Source organism: Allobosea sp. 10N428, assembly GCF_056394545.1.
Genome location: NZ_JBFTIC010000001.1, coordinates 1231530 through 1250631, shown reverse-complemented (window position 1 = coordinate 1250631; position 19102 = coordinate 1231530). Strand labels below are relative to the sequence as shown.

The following is a 19102-nucleotide window of genomic DNA, read 5'->3' as shown; positions in this document are numbered from 1 at the left end:
GCCTTCGTCTCCTCGTCGATACGGATCCTCTTCATGCTTCAGCAAAGCTTCGATCTCGCGCTCGAATCCAAGGTCGGCAAGGGAGGCATTCCCGACGCGGCCTTCGAGAAGGCGCTGGCCGATCTCAAGCCTGCGCTGGCGAAGCTGCAGGGGCAGGCGAAGGACGGTTCGCTGCCGCTGCTGAAGCTGCCGAGCGACACGGCCGATCTGGCACCCGTGAAGGCCGCCGCCGAGCGGCTCAAGGCCGGCGGCACCACCGACGTGCTGGTGCTTGGCACCGGCGGCTCCAGCCTCGGCGGCCAGACGCTGGCGCAGCTCACCGGCTACGGCATCGCCGGCCTCTCCCACTTCACGTCCGGCCCGCGCGTCCACTTCATCGACAATCTCGACCCGGCGACCTATGCGGCGCTGCTCGCCAAGCTGCCGCTCAAGACGACCAAATTCGTGGCCATCTCGAAATCGGGCGGCACCGGCGAGACGCTCCTGCAGTCGATCGCCGCGATTGAGGCGCTGCGCGGCGCGCATCTCACCGATCAGCAGATCGGCGACCATTTCCAGGGGCTTTCCGAGCCGGGCAAGCCCGGCAAGCTCCATCCGCTGCGCGCGCTGCTGGAACCCTTCGGCACCCCCTTCCTCGAACACCACACCGACGTCGGCGGGCGCTATTCCGTGCTGACCAATTGCGGCCTGCTGCCGGCCGCCGTGCTCGGCCTCGATATCGAGGCGCTGAGGCTCGGCGCCGGCCGCGCGGTGGCGCCGCTCTTTGCCGGCAAGGATGTCCGTGAGACCCCCGCAGCTGTCGGCGCCGCGCTGCATCTGGCCGCCATGCGCTCGGGCAAGAACATCGCCGTGCTCATGCCCTATGCCGACAAGCTCGCATTGCTCACCCGCTGGTGGATGCAGCTCTGGGCCGAGAGCCTCGGCAAGGACGGGCAGGGCACACAGCCCGTCGGCGCGCTCGGTCCCGTCGACCAGCATTCGCAGCAGCAGCTCTATCTCGCCGGCCCCAAGGACAAGTTCTTCACCGTCGTGACGACCGGCGTGAAGGGCAAGGGCCCGCAGATCGACGCGGGCCTCGCGGAGAAGATCGGGCAGGCCGATTTCGCCGGCAAGACCATCGGCGACATGGTGGCGGCTCAAGGCATCGCCATGATCGACACATTCGCCAAGAACGGCTGTGCCGTCCGCCGCTTCCATGTCGAGCGCATCGACGAGACCAGCCATGGCGAGATGCTGATGCATTTCATGCTGGAGACGATCCTCACCGGCTACGCGATGGGGGTGGATCCCTTCGACCAGCCGGCGGTGGAGGAGGCGAAGCTCCTCGCCAAGCGCTATCTTGCCGAAGGGCGGGCTTGAGTCCCGGTTCTGCGGCGCAGACGCGTCATGCCCGGGCTTGACCCGAGCATCTCATGACATGAAGGCTCGGGAGCCTCCTGCGGAAAGAGATTCTCGGGTCTGCGCTGCGCTCCGCCCGAGAATGACGGGCAAGGTGCTCGCGGCCGAAAGAACACGTTGAACCCATGAACGTCCGCCGCCTCGATCCCGTCCTGGTCGACCGCATCGCCGCTGGCGAGGTGATCGAGCGGCCGGCTGCGGCCGTGAAGGAACTGGTCGAGAACGCCATCGATGCCGGCGCGCGTTCGGTCGCCGTGACCATTATCGGCGGCGGACGCGAATTGATCCGCGTCGTCGACGACGGCGCCGGCATGACGCCGGCGGATCTCGAACTCGCCGTCGAGCGACACGCCACCTCCAAGCTGCCGGAGGGCGACCTCTTCGCCATCGGCACGCTCGGCTTCCGCGGCGAGGCGCTGCCCTCGATCGGCTCGGTGGCACGGCTCTCCATCGCGACGCGCCGGCACGATGCGCCGCAGGGATCCGGCCTCGTCGTCGAGGCCGGCGATAAGGGCGTCGTCCGTCCCGTTGCCGCGGCAGTCGGGACCCGCATCGAGGTCAGCGACCTCTTCATCTTCACTCCGGCCCGCCTCAAATTCCTGAAGAGCGACCGCGCCGAGGCGCAGGCCGTCTCCGAGATGCTCAGGCGCCTCGCCATCGCCCATCCCGAAATCCGCTTCTCGCTGGAGGGCGAGCACGTCAGCGCCTTCGACTGGCCGGCCGAGCCGATCGGGGAGGAGGGGTTGCTGCGCCGTCTCGGCCGGGCGCTCGGCCGCGACTTCCCAGAGAACGCACTGAAGATCGAGGCCGAGCGCGAAGGCTTCCGCATCTTCGGCTTCGCCGGTTTGCCGACCTTTCATCGCGGCACCTCCGCCGGCGTGCATCTTGCCGTCAACGGTCGCCCGGTTCGCGACAAATTGCTGCTCTCGGCCGTGCGCGGCGCCTATGCCGACGTCGTGCCCTCCGATCGCCACCCGGTGCTCTTCCTCGACGTAGTCTGCGATCCGCGCTCGGTCGACGTCAACGTCCACCCCGCCAAGAGCGAGGTCCGTTTCCGCGATCCCGCTTTGGTGCGCGGTCTCGTCGTTTCCGGCCTGAAGGCGGCGCTCGCCGCCGCCGGCCACCGCGCCACCACGACGGGCGGCGCCCGCACGCTCGACGCCTTCCGCGCCGTGCTCTCGATGGGCGGCAACGGCAACGCGATTCCGCGCCCGAGCTTCCCCTCAGTGCCGAGTTGGAGTGCGCCGCCCTCGGTCTCGTCATCGACTCCGCAGGCGGGCTTCTCCGATTTCGCCGCGCCCTCCGCCGACGCCCGCGCGCATCTCGCCGAGCCTTCGCCCGACGCGCTCGACCGGCCGCTCGGCGCCCCGCGTGCCCAGCTCCACGAGACCTATATTGTCGCCCAGACCCGCGAGGGCGTCGTCATCGTCGACCAGCACGCCGCCCATGAGCGGCTGGTCTATGAGCGGCTGAAGGCCGAGCGCGCTCGCTCCGGCATTGCCCGCCAGCCCCTGCTGCTGCCGGAAGTGGTCGAGCTCGATCCCGTCGACTCCGACCGCCTGATCGCGGCGGGCAGCGAGCTCGAAAGCCTCGGCCTCGTCCTGGAGTCCTTCGGGCCGGGCGCGGTCTTGGTGCGCGAGGCCCCAAGCCAGCTTGCCGGCGGCAATCTCCAGCGGCTCGTCCGCGACGTCGCCGATGCGCTGGCCGAGCACGGCACGGCCGGCTCTTTGGAGCGCCGGCTCGACCATGTGCTAGCGACGATGGCCTGCCACAACTCGGTCCGCGCCGGCCGCCGCATGCGACCCGAGGAGATGGACGCGCTGCTGCGCGAGATGGAGATCACGCCCAATTCCGGCCAGTGCAACCACGGCCGGCCGACCTATGTCGAATTGAAGCTCAGCGATATCGAGCGGCTGTTCGGGCGGCGGTGAAGGGTCAGGTCGGCCGATAGAAGCCGGAGTCGAGGTTCTCCAGCGTCATGCCGGCGTCGCCGGCCTGCGGAAACCACTGTGCATCGACGATGGCCTGCAGCTCACGCCGCGCGGCGATGTAATCGACCGCGAGATTGGCATGCGCAGCGGTTAGACGGACTTGCATGTTGGGATGTCCAAACAAGCCCATAAGAACCCGCCGCTGATCTCCGGGGCGGGATTTTAGCTCGTTCTGTATGGCCAGAATTTTATCGTAACGCCTATTGTAGCTGGCGATCAAGTTGCCTTCGATAGCATCGTATTGCTGGATACAGAGCTGCTCGAAGAGGCGTGTCAACTCTTCGGTCGTGAGTGATTTCAACTTTGATGGGCTCATTTCAGCACCTTGAACAGTCTGAGGGCATGATGGCCAACCTCTAAATGCTCTGCCCAATTCTTGCCGCGCAGATAATCGCGCGGCGCGAGGTTGCCAAAACTAATATTCTTCCTTGCATACCATCCCGTGACCTCATGATGCTTATATCGCGGGATGCTGACGATGTTGTCCACGCCATCGGTCGCGGAGGGGGGAAAGCTTTCGCGTGATCCGGCGCCCCGCTCGACGATGTGGTGGTCATCATAGCCGGGTCTGCGCTCGCCGACATGCTGCTGAAGCTCCGCGAGTGTCTTCGGCTCGTCCTGATAGGACCGGATCGAGGGGTATTCGGTATAGAGCCAGTGACCGACCTCGATTGCCATCAAGGCAGCGCCGATCCGGCCCGCGGGTCTCAGCGCTCGCAGCGCGATCGCCCGTGCCAGCGTCTTGGCCGCCTGGGTCTTCGACGGCTTCCTGCTGGGCGGATTGTTGGTTTGGTCGAGCGCCGGGCCGCCATTGTCGCCGATGCCGGGCTGTCTTTGGTTGGCGCCCTGGCCGCCCGCCCATTGCCCTCCCTCCGGGCTGCCCGCCGGCACGCGCGGCTGATCGCGATTGAACCCGCCCTTCTCGACGAGTGCTTGCAGCCGGGCGAGAGCGCGCATCATGCGCTCGCCGGCCAATTGGCATGCAACGGCATGGCGGCGGGCTATGCGTGCGCGCCCGTTGGGTTCGATGGAATGTCTGATTGGCATCCGGCGCTTGGTCTCCGCGGCGGATGCGGAGATTAAGCGCGGAAGAGGAGCCGGGGATAAGTACGCCGCCGCGGGCCTGTTCGCGGCGACCAGCGGTCTACGAAATCCGCAGCAGGATCACCTGCGTCTCGCCGTAAGTCCGCCGCTCCAGCTCCTCGAAGCCATCGGGGAGGCTGATCTCGGCATCCGCAGCCTCTTCCAGCACGATCAGTGCGTCCGGCGCGAGCCAGCCGCCTTCGCGGGCTGAAACCAGCGCCTTCTCACCGAGCCTCTTGCGATAGGGCGGGTCGCAGAAGACGAGGCCGAACGGCGCCATGCCGGTGATGGGGCCGAGCTTGGTCGCGTCGCGGCGGAAGATGCGGCTGAAGCCGGCGAGGCCGAGCGCCATCTGGTTTTCGCGGATGATGCCGCGCGCCTCGGTGCCGTCATCGACCAAGAGCGCAAAGCCCGCTCCGCGCGAGAGCGCCTCGAAGCCCAGCGCGCCGGTGCCGGCGAAGAGGTCGAGTACGCGGGCGCTCTCGACCGCGTCGCCATAAGCATGAGTCAGCACGTTGAACAGCGCTTCGCGCAGGCGGTCCGAGGTCGGCCTGATGCTGCCGATCCCCGGCTTCGGGCCGGCCAGAGGCCGGCCGCCCAGGCGTCCGCCGACGATCCGCATCGCTTAGCCGCGCTTGCCGCCGGGACGCGGACCCCGGCCAGGCGGGCGCGGTCCCTTGTCGCCACTCGGTCGCCCCCCACTCGGCTTGCCGCCAAAGGGGCGTCCGCCACCGGCCGGCCGCTCGGAGGAGCGAGAGCCGAAGCTCTTGCCACCGAAGCTTTTGCCGGCGGGCTTGTCGCCGAAGCTGCGGCCACGCGGCCGGTCCTCGGCAGGTCGCTCGCTGAAGCGACGGGCCGGGCGGTCGGCGCCATCGCGCGGGGCCCGGTCCGGGCGCTCGCCGCGTGGAGCGCGGTCCTGCCAGGGCCGCTCTTCGCCGCGGTCGCGCCCGCTGCCTTCGGCGCGCGGGCGCCGTGCCGGCCTCTCGTCGCCGCTGGAGCGCTCGAAGGAGCGCGGTGCGCGAGCCTCCTCGCCGCCACGTTCGTGGCGCGGCTTGCGATCCGGCCTGCGCTTGCTGTCCGGTGCGGGCGCAGCGCGCTCCTCGGGAGCGGGGGCACCGACGCGCTCGACCAGCACGCGCCGGCCCTTCGGGTCGGCGATCGGCGTATCGCGCCGGCGCCGGACCTCACCGGAAGCCTCGCGCTCCTGCCGTTCCAGCTTCGGGTCGGCGCCGCGGCGCGGCGGCGTCTTGCCCTCGCGCTGTGGCTCTGTTTCCGCATCGCGCCAGACGGTGCGGGTCCACGGCTTGTCGCCGCGCAACTCGCGCACAGCCTCGCGGCGCGCTTCATGTTGGTCCTCGGCGGCGTCGCGGCGTCGGCGCGGGCGGTCGTCGCCGGCCGGAGCCGGGCGCGGCGCGGCGGGCAGGGCGTCGCGGCGCGGCGACTCGAAATCGGCGCCGGCCTTGGCGGCAAGCTCCGTGCCGAGCTGGTCCTGCAGCACGCGCGATCGGATCTCGTCGGCCTCGCCCTCAGCCAGTTCGCCGAGCTGGAAGGGACCGAAGGAGATGCGGATCAGCCGGTTCACCGTCAGCCCGAGATGCTCGAGCACGGTCTTGACCTCGCGGTTCTTGCCCTCGCGCAGGTCGACCGTCAGCCATGTGTTGAAGCCCTGCTGGCGCTCGAAGCGGGCGATCACCGGCCCGTACTGGATGCCGTCGATGGTGACGCCGTCCTTCACCGTGTCGAGCACGTCCTGCGTCACCTCGCCGAAGGCGCGCACGCGGTAGCGCCTGAGCCAGCCCGTCTCCGGCAGCTCCAGCACCCGCGCCAGCCCGCCATCATTGGTCAGCAGCAGAAGGCCTTCGGTGTTGATGTCGAGCCGGCCGATGGTGAGCACGCGCGGCAGGTCTTCCGGCAGCACGTCGAAGACGGTCGGCCGGCCTTCCGGGTCGAAATTGGTCGTCACCACGCCGCGCGGCTTGTGGTAGAGCCAGAGCCGCGTGCGCTCGCGGGCCGGCAGCGGCTCGCCATCGATCAGCACGATATCGGTCGGCTTCACGTCGAAGGCCGGGCTTTCCAGCACCCTGCCGTTCACGCTGACACGGCCTTCCTCGATCATCGCCTCGCTGTCGCGGCGCGAGGCGACGCCGGCGCGCGCCATCACCTTGGCGATCCGCTCCGGCTCTTCCGCTGTGATCAGCTTACGCTCGGGCGCATCCTCGCGCGGGCGGCGCGGACGGTCCTCATGGCCTTCGAAGCGTGGCGCGCGCGGGCGCGAAAAACGCTTCTCGCCATCGCGGCCCTCGCCACGCGGCGGCCGGTCGCCCTGCGGCCTGTCGCGGCCGGCGAAGGGACGCTCGCCCGTGCGGGCCGGACGGCGGGGGCGCTCCTCGCCGGAGCGTTCGCGGAAGCCGCGGCCTTCGCCCTCGGCTCTCACGCGGGCCGGTCTGTCGCCGTCGAAGCGGCGCGGGCGCGCAGCTTCGCCCTCGCCGCCAGCAGGGCGCTCGAAGCGGCGGGCCGGGCGCTCATCGCCAGCCGAATGGCCGCGGAAGGGCTTGCGCTCGCCGTCACGGGCGGGGCGGTCGTCACCGGCTGGGCGGCTACGGAACGGCTTACGCTCGCCATCGCGCGCGGGTCCACGGCCTTCACCGCCGGGGCGGCTGCCGAAGGGCTTGCCGCCGAAGCCTTTGCCACCGGAGCCGGGTCCACGGCCGCCGGCGCCACCGCCCTTGCGTGGGCCGCGGCCTCTGTTGTTGTCGTCGTCTTTCATGGCTGCTCCTGAGCCGGCCGAGCACAACCGCTTTGCGGGAGAGGCCTGGCTCGCTTATTCGCTATAACCGGCGCTTGTAGCAGAGGCTTTCCCTCGCTGCGAGCGCCAAAGCTGGGGTTTATGATGTCGAAACCGCAATCATCCTCCGCGTTCGACGCGATGGCGCTCGCCTTCGACGAGGCGAAGGCCGCCGCCTTGCGCGGCGAGGTGCCGGTCGGCGCGGTGGTGGTGCGCGATGGCGCGGTCCTTGCCAGCGCTGGCAACCGTACGCTGGAGCTGAAGGACCCGAGCGCTCATGCCGAGATGCTGGCGCTCAGGCTCGCCTGCGAAGAGATCGGCAGCGAGCGGCTGATCGGCTGCGATCTCTACGTCACGCTCGAACCCTGCCCGATGTGCGCCGCGGCAATCTCCTTCGCGCGGATCAGGCGGCTCTATTTCGGCGCGGGCGACCCGAAGGGCGGCGCGGTCGAGAACGGGGTCAGGCTCTATGAGAGCCCGACCTGCCACCATGTGCCGGAGGTCTATGGCGGTTTGCGCGAGACCGAGGCGGCGACGCTGCTGCGGGAGTTCTTCCGCGAGCGGCGGTAGCCACCAGCGTCATTCTCGGGCGGAGCGAAGCGTAGACCCGAGAATCTCAGGACCAGAAGGCACTGGTTTCCGAGATGCTCGGGTCAAGCCCGAGCATGACGCTGGGATGTCAGCTCAGGTGTCCGACGAGTCGATGCCGAACTTCTGCGCAAGTTGCGCGCGGTCCATGCAGGAGACGTCATAGGTCACCCGCCGGCCCTTGAATTCCGGGCGCTTGCTGAATTCCTTGGTCATCGAGCGCGTGATGTCGTCGATCCGGGCTTCGCAGGCTTGGATGGACGTGAACTCCATCTCGCTGATCCGGCTGGTGGCGCAATGTGCTTCGCCGGTGACGCAGGCCATGACGACCATGGTGAAGGCATCCATGCAGGCGCTCCTGTTGCGGCCGGTCGACGCTGCGCTCCTATGGTTAGCGCTTGGTTAAGACCGGCGATGTGCCCCCGCCGGTCCTTAAGCAAGATACGCGCCGTTATGCAAGGCTGCGCCAGCACAAATAGGCACCGAGCGCCAGCAGGCCGGCGAAGAAGCAGATCTTGAACGTGGCGGGCGAGATGCGGCTGCGGATGAACTGGCCGGCGCCCATGCCGGCCAGCGCCGGAACAAGCGCGAGCAGAGATTGCCAGGCGACGGTGCCGTTGAGCGCGCCGGCGCCGATCAGGCCGAAGGAGAGGGCGAGCGTCGAGACGATGAAGGAAATGCCGAGCGCCTGCACCAGCTCGTCCTTGTCGAAGCCGAGCGCCTGCAGATAGGGCACGGCCGGCAGCACGAAGACGCCGGTGGCGGCGGTGACGACGCCGGTCGTCAGGCCGATGATGGGGCCGAGCCAGCTTTCCCAGCCCGGCGGCACGCGCAGCTTCGCCGCCTTGAGGCCGACCAGCGCGTAGAGCACGAGCGCAAGGCCGAGCCAGAGTGTGGGCGTGCCGTCCTTTTGCTGCTGCAACAACCCGGCGCCGGCCCAGGTGCCCACGCATATGGCGGCCAGCATGGGAGTGAGCCGCTTCAGCGTCGCGCCGAGCTTTGGGCCTGTCGTGATCTGCCAGCCATTGGTGACGAGATTGGGGACCACGAGGAGCGCCGCCGCCTGCGCCGGTGCCATCACCACGCCGAGGATGCCGACGGCGATGGTCGGCAGCCCCAGCCCGATCACGCCCTTGACGAAGCCGGCGAGCACGAAGGTCGCGGTGACGAAGAGGAGGAGAGTCGTGTTGTCCATGTCCTGCTTGTGGCATTGGCTGTGCCGGCTGTCGCTGCCCGATGCTACGGCGGGCGCCGTAGTGTTCCCGCTTGCGGCACGGCTGCGATGGCGCATCATGCGGCGATGAGCACGCCAAGTCGCTATTCCGGCCCCTATCTCGCGGAGATCGCCCATCTGATGGGCGATCCGGCCCGCGCCAACATGCTGCACGCGCTGATGGATGGCCGTGCGCTAACGGCCAAGGAACTCGCCTGGATCGCGGGCGTCGCGCCGCAGACGGCGAGCGGTCACCTCGCCAAGCTGATGCAGGGCGGGTTGATCGACGTCGCCGTGCAAGGACGCCATCGCTACTACAGGCTGGCCGGGCCGGAAGTCGCGGCGGCGCTGGAAGGCCTGATGGTTCTGGCCAATTTGGACGGGACGAGCCGGCGCCTGCCTTCGCGTGTCGGTGCGGAGTTGAGCGAGGCCCGCACCTGCTACGATCATTTCGCCGGGCGGCTCGGCATCGGCATTCATGACGCGCTGATGGCCGGCGGCCACCTCGCCGTCAGCGAGGGCGGCTATGCGCTGACGCCGTCGGGCAACGCGATTTTTTCCGCTCTCGGCGTCGATCCGGGCGCGAGCAGCCGGAGCCGCCGTGCGGCGCTGCGCCCCTGCCTCGACTGGAGCGAGCGCCGGCCGCATCTCGCCGGCCATCTCGCTGCGGCGCTGGCCTGCCGCTGCTTCGAGATGGACTGGGTCCGTCGCCGCAAGGAGAGCCGCGCCGTCGTCCTGACAGAGGAGGGCGGGGCGGTGCTCGAAAACGCGCTCCCCGGCTTCCGCTGCGATGCGCTGGAGCCGCTCAGCCCGGTGGTTCGAGAGCCCGCTCCAGCGCTCGCTTTACCTCGTCCTTGATCGGCTCGGCAGCCGCGAGGATCGCTTTCGCCTTGAAGAAGTCTAGTCCACCGATGCGGTCGGCGCCCGCCCGGATCAGAATGTCGGGCGGCTGCTGCTCGATCATGCGCTGGACCAGCGTGCGGGTCAGGATCTGCGAGGCGCCGACGATCGCCTCCATTGCCCCGGGGATGCGCGTGTCGCTCGTCGCCGTCGTCGGTGCGCTGACATCGATCGCGACGACGACGCGGCCGGGCGCCAGCAACTCCCGATAGGGCAGGGGATCGATGGCGCCACCGTCGATCAGCACGCGCCCGCCGAGTGCGACCGGCCGCACCAGCCCGGGAATGGCGAGCGAAGCGGCAACCGCCGGCGTCAGCGGCCCCTCATGCAGCATAACCTCTGCATGGCGGTGGTAATCCGCCGCAACCGCGCTGAACGGGATAGCCAGTTCCTCGAAGCGGTCGGGCACGGCTTCCGGCCAGAACAGGTCGAGCAGCCGCTCGCCATCGATCAGGACGGGATTGCCGAGACCGCGTACGAGATCGGTCAGGCGGCCGATGCGGGCCTCTAGCAGCCTTGCGACCGCGCGCGCCCGGTCGCGGAAGGTCGCAAGCACATGCTCGCGCAGATCGCGGCCGGATAGGCCGGCGGCATAGGCAGCGCCGACGATGGCGCCGATCGAGCAGCCGGAGATCCGCGCGGGCTTGAGACCGAGTTCGTCGAAGGCCTCCAGCACTGCGATGTGGCTCAGGCCCCGCGCCCCGCCGGCGCCGAGCACCAGCGCGATCTCGGGCGTGCCGCCGGAGGCTTGCGAGAGGTCGGCGTTGCTGGAACGTGGCATGCCTTCCGTTCCGCGCTTGGCCTCAGGCGACGGCCTGGGCCAGGAAAGGCTTCAGCGCCGCGAGCGTCGCCTGCGGATTCTCTTCCGGCAGGAAGTGCCCGCTGTCGATCGCCTGACCTTCCGCCTGCGGCGCGAAGGTCTTTCGCCAGATTTCGAGCGGGCTCGCGCCCTTGGCCGGGATGCCGGCTTCGCCCCAGAGCACCAGTGTCGGGCAGAGGATGCGCTTGCCCGCGGTGAGATCGGCCTTGTCGTGCTCGACGTCGGTGGTGGCGCCGGCGCGATAATCCTCGCAGGCGGCATGCGTGCGCGACGGGTCGCTGAACGATTCCGCGTAGGATTGCATGGCCAGCGGGTCGAACAGGTCGAGGTTCTTCGCCCGGCTCCAGCTCGCGATGGTGCGGTCGAGCCAGCCGACGGCGTCGGCCTTGAGCAGGTTCTCAGGGATCGGCTCGGGCTGTGCCAGGAAGGTCCAGTGATAGACCTGCATGGCCCGGGCCGCGTTCATGCCCTCCCACATCGAGACGGTCGGCAGGATGTCGAGCAGCACCAGCCGCTCGACGCGGCCGGGATGGTCGAGCGCCAGCCGATATGCGACCCGCGCGCCGCGATCATGGCCGATCACGCCGAAACGCAGATGGCCGAGCGCCTGCATCACGGCGACGATGTCCTCGCCCATGCCGCGCTTGGTGTAGGTCGCCTTGCCGCCGTCGCCATGCGGCGCTGCCGACCAGCCATAGCCGCGTAGATCGGGGCAGATGACGGTGTGGGTCTTCGCCAGCTCCGGCGCCAGCCGGTGCCACTCGGCATGGGTCTGCGGGAACCCGTGGATCAGCACCAGCGGCGGTCCTTCGCCGCCGACGCGCGCGAAGATCTTGCCGACCGGCCCGTCGATCCAATGCGCCTTGAAACCCGGGAAGAGACTGTCGATGTTCGCCATGGCCGGGAGCATAGCTCCGGCCGAGGCGTCCTGTCAGCCTTGCTCGCGCTTCACCGCCTGCCAGCCGATGTCGCGGCGGCAGAAGCCTTCCGGCCAGTCGATCCTGTCGACCGCCTCATAGGCGCGCGCCTGCGCTTCACGCACGCTCTTGCCGAGCCCGACGACATTGAGCACGCGCCCGCCATTGGCGACGAGATCGCCATTCGCCAGCTTGGTGCCGGCATGGAAGACGAGTACTTCGTCCAGCGCCTCGGCTTCTTCGACCTTGCGGATGACGCTGCCGGTCTCGGGCTTTGCCGGATAGCCCCTGGCCGCGAGCACGACGGTGAGCGCCACTTCGTCCCGCCAGCGCAGGTCGACATTGTCGAGCACGCCGTCGCAGCACGCGAGCAGCGCCGGCACGATGTCGCTCTTGAGGCGCGGCATCAGCACCTCGCATTCGGGATCGCCGAAGCGGGTATTGTATTCGATCAACTTCGGTCCCTGCGCCGTGAGCATCAACCCGGCGAAGAGCACGCCCTGGAAGGGAGTGCCGCGCTTGGCCATGCCGGCGAGCGTCGGCCGGATGATCTCGGCCATGACGCGCTCTTCCAGTGCGGGCGTCATCACGGGCGCGGGCGAATAGGCGCCCATGCCGCCGGTGTTGGGGCCGGTGTCGCCATCGCCGACACGCTTGTGGTCCTGCGCCGAGGCGAGCGCGAGGGCGTGCGCGCCGTCGCAGAGCGCGAAGAAGCTCGCTTCCTCGCCGATCATCCATTCCTCGATCACGACCTCGGCGCCGGCCGAGCCGAACCCGCCTGCGAACATCATGTCGATGGCTTCGTTCGCCTCATCCAGCGTCTCGGCCATGATCACGCCCTTGCCGGCGGCAAGCCCGTCGGCCTTGATCACGATCGGCGCGCCCTTGTCCGCGACATAGGCCTTGGCCGAGGCGGCATCGCTGAAGCGGCCGAAGCCTGCGGTCGGGATGTCGAATTCGGCGCAGAGCTCCTTGGTGAAGCCCTTCGAGCCTTCGAGCTGCGCGGCGGCCTTCGACGGACCGAAGACCTTGATGCTGGCCTGGCGGAGATCGTCGGCGATGCCGGCGACCAGCGGACCTTCCGGGCCGACCACGACGAGGTCGATCCCCTGCAATCGGCAGAAGGCGACGACGGCGGCGTGGTCGGCGACGTCGACCGCGACATTCTCTCCGCATTGCGCAGTGCCGGGGTTGCCCGGCGCGATGAAGAGCGTGTCGCAGAGCGGCGAGGCCGAAATCGCCCAGGCGAGCGCATGCTCGCGTCCGCCCGAACCGATCAGAAGAATCTTCATGGCGTCATCTCCGCTGACCGGGTTCCTATTGCAGGAAGTTCAGCCCTCATCCTGAGGAGCGCTCCGCCGGAGCGCGTCTCGAAGGATGTTCCAGCGCGCACTGAAGCATCCTTCGAGACGCCGCGTTCCGCCGCTCCTCAGGATGAGGGCTCGGCTGGGCATAGCCGCCCGGCGCCCTGCGGGCAACGCTTCTGCTGTGCGGGCCGGGCCGTTATGGTCCGGTCATGAACACCGAATCGCCCCTGCCGACCGGCAATGCTCCCGAATGGTCTGTCTCGGACCTCTCCGGCGCGCTGAAGCGCACGATCGAGGACGCCTTCGGCTTCGTGCGCGTGCGCGGCGAGATTTCCGGCTATCGCGGCCCCGTCGCCTCCGGCCATGTCTATTTCTCGCTCAAGGACACCAACGCCAAGATCGACGCAGTGATCTGGAAGGGCGTGTTCGGCCGGCTGAAGACGCGGCCGCAGGAAGGCCTTGAGGTCATCGCCACCGGCAAGATCACCACCTTCGCCGGCAAGTCGAGCTATCAGATCGTCATCGATTCGCTGGAGCCGGCCGGCGTCGGCGCGCTGATGGCGCTGCTTGATGAGCGTCGCAAGCGGCTTGCGGCGGAGGGGCTCTTCGCCGAGGAGCGCAAGCAGCTCATCCCCTATCTGCCTTCCGTCATCGGCGTCGTGACCTCGCCGACAGGGGCTGTCATCCGCGATATCCTGCACAGGCTGGAGGATCGCTTCCCCCGCCAGGTCCTGGTCTGGCCGGTCAGGGTGCAGGGCGAGACCAGCGCCGCCGAGGTCGCCAACGCCATCGCCGGCTTCAACGCGCTGCCGGAAGGCGGGCGCATCCCGCGGCCGGACGTCATCATCGTCGCGCGCGGCGGCGGCTCGCTCGAAGACCTGATGAGCTTCAACGAGGAGATCGTGGTCCGTGCGGCGGCGGCCTCTGAGATCCCGCTCGTCTCGGCGGTAGGCCATGAGACCGACACGACGCTGATCGATTTCGCAGCCGACCTGCGAGCGCCGACGCCCACCGGCGCGGCCGAGAAGGTCGTGCCCGTGCGGGCCGAACTGATGGGCTTCGTCGCCGATCTGTCGCGCCGCCATGCCGGGGCGATGCGCCGCCTGTCGGATCGCCGCCGCAGCGATTTGCGAGCGCTCGCCCGCGCCCTTCCGGGCCCCGAGGCGGTGCTCTCCGGCCCACGCCAGCGGCTCGATCTCGCCGCGACGCGACTGGCACCTGCGCTCGCCCGCAACGCCCGTGCTCATGAACAGGCGCTGCAGGCCCTGTCGCGCCGGCTGGAGGCGCGTTCGCCCCGCGTCGCGCTCGCCCGGCTGCGGGCGGAGCTCGCCGGTTTCGGTCGCGTCCTTGCCGCGGCCAGGGGCAATGCCATCGCCGGCGAACGCACACGTATCGCCCATGTCCGCGACCGGCTGGCGACGCTGGAAGCGCGGGCGCGCAATGCCTTCGGCCAGAGCCTGGTCCAGCGCCGAGAACGCGGCACTGTGCTGGCGGAACGGGCCGAGCGCGCCTTCGGCCAGGCGCTGCATCGGCGCACCGACCGGCTCGCCTCGCTCTGGGCTCTGATCCGCTCGCTCGGCCCGGAGGCTGTGCTGTCGCGTGGCTACGCTCTGATCCGCGACGAGGCGGGTGCGCTGGTGCGCAGTGTCGGAGCGGCCCAGCCGGGGCAGGCTTTCTCGGTCCAGCTCGCAGATGGCAGCTTCGGCGTCACAGTCTCCGGGACCGAGCCCGGCGGCGCGAAGCCCTCAGCCTCGCGTCCCGTGCGTAAGGGACCAGCCACTGGCACGCAGGGCGATCTGTTCTGACGATCAGGGCATATTGAGGAAGGTGCTGACGCGCTTCAGCGCGTCTTCCCGCGCGGCCATGTTGGTGCCGACGGTGACCTTGCCGGTGCCGCTCGCGGAATAGGCGATGTTCTCGCGCTCCCTGACCTCGAGACGCGGATGATCGAAATCATGCAGCACGCCGGGATAGAGCACGATGCCGACGTGTTCGCCGCGCGCCTGCGCAGCCTTGGCAAGGTAGCCGCAGGGCGCGGCCGGGGTCCAGTCGTCGGCATCCCCCATCAGGATCAGCAGGGGGAGACGAGCGGAGAAGGACGGGGATTCCGATTGCAGCCGGCAGGCCGGGTAGAACGCGACGGCGCGCTTGAAATCGGGCTTGCCGTCAGCGGGGGCACGTTCCATGCGGATCGCAGCCAGCACGGTCGAGCCACCGCCCGACCAGCCGAGGAGCGAGATCATGCCCGGCTTGATGTCGCTGCGCTGCTGTAGCCAGGCCCGCGTCGCGGTGGCATCGGCCACGCGCTCGCGCCCGGCCCGCACCGTCAGATCCTTGACGCCGCATTGCGAACCGAGCCCGCGTGAGCCGTAGCTGTCAGGCATGAGCACGGCAAAGCCGGCGGCGGAGAGCCTCTCGCCCCAATCCGTATGGCGAACCGACAATCTGCCTTGCTCGCGCCACAGGCCGCCGCAACCATGCAGGGCGACGACGGCCGGGAACGGGCCAGGGCCTGCCGGGCGATAGAAAACGCCGTCGAGATGGCCTCCGTCCATCGGAATCGACACGCGCTCGTAGCCTGCAGCCATGGCGGCCGGGGCTGCAAGCAGTGCAAGGCTCATCAGACACGCCGCGAGGCGCTGCAGACTGGACATCGTCGACCAGAGGGTTATCACAAGCGGCGGAGTATCCCGGCTTTCCGTTTCCCGATCAATGATTTGATGCGAATTTGATGAACATCAGCGAGCGTCTCCCTCCGAGCGGCCCCGAGGCGGTCATCGATTACGGCCCCGGCGAGTTCCGCGTCGTGAAGCCCGGCGCCTTCGTGCGCTGCGCAGTGACTTCGGCGCCGATCCGGCTGGAGGATCTGCGCTATTGGTCGATCGAGTGGCAGGAGGCCTATGCTTCACCGGAAGCCGTGATGCTCAGGCTGCGCCGGGCCGGGCGCGCCTAGATCGCCGCGCGTCCTGTCGGGCGCGGTGAATGTTGATCTATGCATTTGTTATCGCATCGGATTCCGAGCTGAATCCACTTTTCGGGCCGCCGCTGTTGACGCGTCTGCGAGCAGGTTCTCGATCGCCGCTTGTTCGGCGAAGACCAGCCTGACAGGCAGCACGACGAGCCGATCGGCCTCTGCATTGGGCCAGAGGGCGGCAAGCTTGGTCCAGTCCTTCTCGGTCGTGGCGATCAGCGCACCGCGCGCCTTGGCTTCGGCGATGGCTTCGGCAACATCGCCATCCGTATAGGGGTGGTGATCGCCGAAGGCGCGCTCGGCGACGATCGTGGCACCCGCCTCGCGCAATGTCGCCGCGAATTTCTCGGGCCGGCCGATCCCCGAAAGCGCCAGGACCTGCCGCTCGCTTAGCTGCTGCGCCGCGCTGGCAAGCGGCTCCAGTCGCGCGCTGATGACAGGGCGCCCCTGTGCACGCACGGCAGCCGCCACGCGCTGGCCTGCTTCGCCTTCACCGATGACGATCGCGCCATCGATCTCGCCGATCTGGTCGACCAGCGGCGCCCGCAACGGGCCGGCGGGCAGGCAGAGCCCATTGCCCACGCCGCTTGCTCCGTCGACCACGGCCAGCCTCAACCGCTTCGCGAGGGCGGGATTCTGTAGCCCGTCATCCATGACGATGACGCTGGCGCCGAGCCCGTGGGCCAGCCGCGCGCCCGCGAGCCGGTCGCGGGCGATGACGGTGCGGACATGGCGCGCCATCAGCATCGGCTCGTCGCCGACATCGGCTGCGGCGTGCCCGGTGGGGTCCACCTCGACGGGGCCGGCGAGCCGGCCGCCATAGCCACGCATCAGGACGAAGGGCGTCTCGCCGCGCCGCGCCAGAATGTCCGCGACGGCGATCGCGGTCGGCGTCTTGCCGGCACCGCCAGCGACGAAGTTCCCGATGCAGATGACGGGGATGGGCAGTTCGGTGCCGGGTTGGCGCATGCGCCGCAGCGTGATCCTGCCATAGAGCCAGCCGAGCGGCCGCAGCAGTGTGGCCGCAAGCGTCGGGCGCGTCTGCCACCAGAAGCGCGGCGCGCTCGGCATCAGGCCGTGGGCTCGCGCTGTTCGAGCGCGGCGCGCATCAGCAGGGGCTCGATGGCATGGAGCGTGCGGTTGAGGGAGCCGCCGAGCTGGCTCGCGGTCTGCGCCGCGGCCCGCGCTGCCTGGCGGGCGCTTGCCGGGTCGCTCAGCCAGCGATGCACTGCGCCGGCCAGCGTCTGCGCGTCGGGGACGGAGCGCGAGCCGCCATCCGCGTCGAAGGCCGCAAAGATCTCGGCATTGTTGTGGACATAGGGACCGTGCAGCAGTGCGCAGCCGAGCTTGGCGGGCTCGATCGGGTTGTGCCCGCCAATGCCTTCGACGAGCGAGCCACCAAGGAAGGCCACTTGCGAGAGCCGGTAGAACAGCCCGAGCTCGTTGACCGTGTCGGCGACATAGAGATCGATGTCGCGCTCCGGATTCTCGCCGGCGGCCCGGCGCGACACGGCGACGTCATTGGCCTGTGCCAGCGCCTCGATGTCAGGGCCGCGCTGGGGATGGCGCGGCGCGATGATGGTGAGGAGCTTCGGCAAATAGGGCTTGATCGCAAGATGGGCGGCGAGCACCAGCTCGTCCTCGCCCGGATGCGTGCTTGCGGCGATCCAGACCGGCCGGCCGGTTGTCATGCCGTCGAGGATGGCCAGCATGTTGGGTTCGGCGGGCGGGGCCGGTACGTCGAATTTGAGATTGCCGGCGACGCTGACGCGCGGCGCTCCGAGCTGTGCGAGCCGCTCCGCATCGGCTTGCGACTGGGCAAGGCAGGCCTCGAAGCACGAGAGCAGGAAGCGCGAGGTCCTCGGCATCTTGTACCAGCGCGCGAAGGAGCGCTCGGACATCCGCCCGTTGACCATGACCACCGGGATCGAGCGGCGATGTGCCTCGATCAACAGGTTCGGCCAGATTTCGGACTCGCAGATCAGGCAGAGCTCGGGCCGCCAATGCTCCATGAAGCGGCGCATGTAGCGGGGGACGTCGAGCGGCAGGTATTGATGGATGACGCCGGCCGGCAGCCGCGCCGCCAGAAGCTTGGCGGAGGTCACCGTGCCGGAGGTGACGAGCACGGCGAGGCCGCGCTTCTGCAGCTTTGCGATCAGCGGCAGCAGCGTCACCGTCTCGCCGACGCTGGCGCCATGCAGCCACACCAGCGGCTTGTTCGGCCGCTTCACGCCGGGATAGCCGCGCCGCTCCGAAATCCGCTCCGGGTCTTCCTTGCCGCGGCGCTTGCGCATCAGCAGCAGCCCCGCTGCAGCCGGCTCGAGCAGCGCGGTCGCGTAGCGATAGGCCCTGAAGATCGCGCCCTTGCGGCTCATGCCGGCGCTCCGGCGGTTTGCTGTTGCTCGCGCAGGCCGGCGCCGGGGTCGCGGCTGCCGACGAGCGCGTAGCCACGGGCGTGGACGTCGTCGAGGCTCGCCTGCAACGCAAGGCGCGCCTCTTCCAGCGTGGCCTCGTCGGCGTCGCGCGCGACCAGGATCGGCTCGCCGACGACGATGGCGCAGCGCCCGAAGGGCAGGCCGAGCGACGCACGGTCCCAGCTGTTGAAGTCGATCCGGCGGCTGGTGACGACGGCGACCGCGCGGATCGGCCGGCCGGAGGCACGTGCCAGGGTGATGATGCCCGGGCCGACGACGCGGGCGCGCTTGGGTATGTCGGCGGTCAGCACCATCGTCTCTCCGGCGGCGAGCCGGCGCAGCATGGCGAGGAAGGCTGGGGCCCCGCCCTTCTCGCGGACCTTGTGCCCCGGCCGTGCGCCGGAGCCGCGGATCGCGCCGATTCCGAGCTCGCGCAGCGCCACCGCGTTGAAGCCGCCATCACCATGGCGCGAGACCAGCGAGCAGGCCGGCATCCACTCCGGCCGCGCGAAGGGGATCATGATGTGCTGGCCATGCCACATCGCGAAGATGAGCGGCAGCTCCGGTCGAACGTGATCGTATGCGTCCGCAGGTTCGAAGACGATCTTGTTGGTACGTTGCACGAGGCGCAGATAGCCGGCCAGCAATCGGCCGAGCGTTTCCTGCGCCATTCGCGTCTTGAGGATGGAAAAACCCATCTGCCTGATGCCGAAAT

At 69.1% G+C, this 19102-nt stretch carries 19 protein-coding genes; 6 read left to right on the top strand and 13 right to left on the bottom strand.

Annotated elements, in window-relative coordinates:
* The first annotated feature begins 33 nt into the window (after positions 1-33).
* Positions 34-1359, top strand: coding sequence for a glucose-6-phosphate isomerase (locus AC1DDA_RS05805; protein ID WP_476794993.1), 1326 nt, complete (start codon positions 34-36; stop codon positions 1357-1359).
* A gap of 164 nt (positions 1360-1523) precedes the next feature.
* Complete coding sequence (mutL, locus tag AC1DDA_RS05800) at positions 1524-3329, top strand: DNA mismatch repair endonuclease MutL (RefSeq protein WP_476794992.1); 1806 nt, start codon at positions 1524-1526, stop codon at positions 3327-3329.
* Between the two features lie 4 nt (positions 3330-3333).
* On the opposite strand, the gene AC1DDA_RS05795 is transcribed toward mutL, so the two are convergent.
* The 4 genes from AC1DDA_RS05795 to AC1DDA_RS05780 all read right to left on the bottom strand — a co-directional run bounded on the left by AC1DDA_RS05795 (position 3334) and on the right by AC1DDA_RS05780 (position 7239).
* Positions 3334-3690, bottom strand: a complete 357-nt coding sequence (locus AC1DDA_RS05795; RefSeq protein ID WP_476794991.1) for a DUF2019 domain-containing protein — start codon at positions 3688-3690, stop codon at positions 3334-3336.
* An 11-nt stretch (positions 3691-3701) separates the two neighbouring features.
* Positions 3702-4364: a hypothetical protein gene (locus tag AC1DDA_RS05790; protein WP_476794990.1), complete on the bottom strand. Its 663-nt coding sequence runs from the start codon at positions 4362-4364 to the stop codon at positions 3702-3704.
* Between the two features lie 169 nt (positions 4365-4533).
* Positions 4534-5094, bottom strand: a complete 561-nt coding sequence (rsmD, locus tag AC1DDA_RS05785) for a 16S rRNA (guanine(966)-N(2))-methyltransferase RsmD (RefSeq protein ID WP_476794989.1) — start codon at positions 5092-5094, stop codon at positions 4534-4536.
* A 3-nt stretch (positions 5095-5097) separates the two neighbouring features.
* Positions 5098-7239, bottom strand: a complete 2142-nt coding sequence (locus AC1DDA_RS05780) for a pseudouridine synthase (protein WP_476794988.1) — start codon at positions 7237-7239, stop codon at positions 5098-5100.
* A 123-nt stretch (positions 7240-7362) separates the two neighbouring features.
* Between AC1DDA_RS05780 and AC1DDA_RS05775 the strand changes: the two genes are divergently transcribed.
* Positions 7363-7827, top strand: coding sequence for a nucleoside deaminase (locus AC1DDA_RS05775; RefSeq protein ID WP_441510862.1), 465 nt, complete (start codon positions 7363-7365; stop codon positions 7825-7827).
* Positions 7828-7941: 114 nt separating this feature from the next.
* Here AC1DDA_RS05775 and AC1DDA_RS05770 read toward each other — a convergent pair whose 3' ends face one another.
* Together AC1DDA_RS05770 and AC1DDA_RS05765 are read right to left on the bottom strand one after the other, a co-directional pair.
* Positions 7942-8193 (bottom strand): hypothetical protein, encoded by a 252-nt coding sequence (locus AC1DDA_RS05770; RefSeq protein ID WP_441510863.1) that lies wholly within the window; start codon positions 8191-8193, stop codon positions 7942-7944.
* 103 nt (positions 8194-8296) lie between these two features.
* A complete protein-coding gene (locus AC1DDA_RS05765) occupies positions 8297-9040 on the bottom strand; it encodes a sulfite exporter TauE/SafE family protein (RefSeq protein WP_476794987.1) in 744 nt (247 codons plus the stop codon).
* A 105-nt stretch (positions 9041-9145) separates the two neighbouring features.
* Here AC1DDA_RS05765 and AC1DDA_RS05760 point away from each other — a divergent pair, with 105 nt between their 5' ends.
* Positions 9146-9916, top strand: a complete 771-nt coding sequence (locus AC1DDA_RS05760) for an ArsR/SmtB family transcription factor (RefSeq protein ID WP_476794986.1) — start codon at positions 9146-9148, stop codon at positions 9914-9916.
* On the opposite strand, the gene AC1DDA_RS05755 is transcribed toward AC1DDA_RS05760, so the two are convergent.
* The 3 genes from AC1DDA_RS05755 to purD are packed head-to-tail and all read right to left on the bottom strand — an operon-like array spanning position 9864 to position 12987.
* The gene (locus AC1DDA_RS05755; RefSeq protein ID WP_476794985.1) at positions 9864-10739 is read right to left on the bottom strand and encodes a patatin-like phospholipase family protein; all 876 of its coding nucleotides are present in this window, start codon (positions 10737-10739) and stop codon (positions 9864-9866) included. The two genes, AC1DDA_RS05760 and AC1DDA_RS05755, sit on opposite strands and share 53 nt — an antisense overlap.
* A 22-nt stretch (positions 10740-10761) precedes the next feature.
* Positions 10762-11676: an alpha/beta fold hydrolase gene (locus AC1DDA_RS05750; RefSeq protein ID WP_476794984.1), complete on the bottom strand. Its 915-nt coding sequence runs from the start codon at positions 11674-11676 to the stop codon at positions 10762-10764.
* A 33-nt stretch (positions 11677-11709) separates the two neighbouring features.
* Positions 11710-12987, bottom strand: coding sequence for a phosphoribosylamine--glycine ligase (gene purD / locus AC1DDA_RS05745; protein WP_476794983.1), 1278 nt, complete (start codon positions 12985-12987; stop codon positions 11710-11712).
* Between the two features lie 224 nt (positions 12988-13211).
* Between purD and xseA the strand changes: the two genes are divergently transcribed.
* The gene (xseA, locus tag AC1DDA_RS05740; protein WP_476794982.1) at positions 13212-14807 is read left to right on the top strand and encodes an exodeoxyribonuclease VII large subunit; all 1596 of its coding nucleotides are present in this window, start codon (positions 13212-13214) and stop codon (positions 14805-14807) included.
* Positions 14808-14810: 3 nt separating this feature from the next.
* Here xseA and AC1DDA_RS05735 read toward each other — a convergent pair whose 3' ends face one another.
* Positions 14811-15623: a dienelactone hydrolase family protein gene (locus AC1DDA_RS05735; protein WP_441510870.1), complete on the bottom strand. Its 813-nt coding sequence runs from the start codon at positions 15621-15623 to the stop codon at positions 14811-14813.
* A 110-nt stretch (positions 15624-15733) separates the two neighbouring features.
* On the opposite strand from AC1DDA_RS05735, the gene AC1DDA_RS05730 reads away from it, so the two are divergent.
* Positions 15734-15955, top strand: a complete 222-nt coding sequence (locus tag AC1DDA_RS05730) for a DUF2093 domain-containing protein (protein WP_441510871.1) — start codon at positions 15734-15736, stop codon at positions 15953-15955.
* Positions 15956-16003: 48 nt separating this feature from the next.
* Here the strand turns inward: AC1DDA_RS05730 and lpxK are convergent, their stop codons facing one another.
* Genes lpxK through AC1DDA_RS05715 form a run of 3 tightly spaced genes read right to left on the bottom strand, consistent with a single transcriptional unit; the run spans position 16004 to position 19085 of the window.
* Positions 16004-17044, bottom strand: coding sequence for a tetraacyldisaccharide 4'-kinase (lpxK, locus tag AC1DDA_RS05725; RefSeq protein WP_476794981.1), 1041 nt, complete (start codon positions 17042-17044; stop codon positions 16004-16006).
* Positions 17044-18348 carry a 3-deoxy-D-manno-octulosonic acid transferase gene (locus AC1DDA_RS05720; protein ID WP_476794980.1) on the bottom strand — a complete coding sequence of 435 codons (1305 nt, stop codon included), beginning with the start codon at positions 18346-18348 and terminating at the stop codon, positions 17044-17046. Before AC1DDA_RS05720 ends, lpxK begins: the two co-directional genes overlap by 1 nt.
* On the bottom strand, positions 18345-19085 hold the full coding sequence (locus AC1DDA_RS05715) for a lysophospholipid acyltransferase family protein (protein WP_476794979.1): 741 nt from the start codon (positions 19083-19085) through the stop codon (positions 18345-18347). Before AC1DDA_RS05715 ends, AC1DDA_RS05720 begins: the two co-directional genes overlap by 4 nt.
* Between the last annotated feature and the right edge of the window lie 17 nt (positions 19086-19102).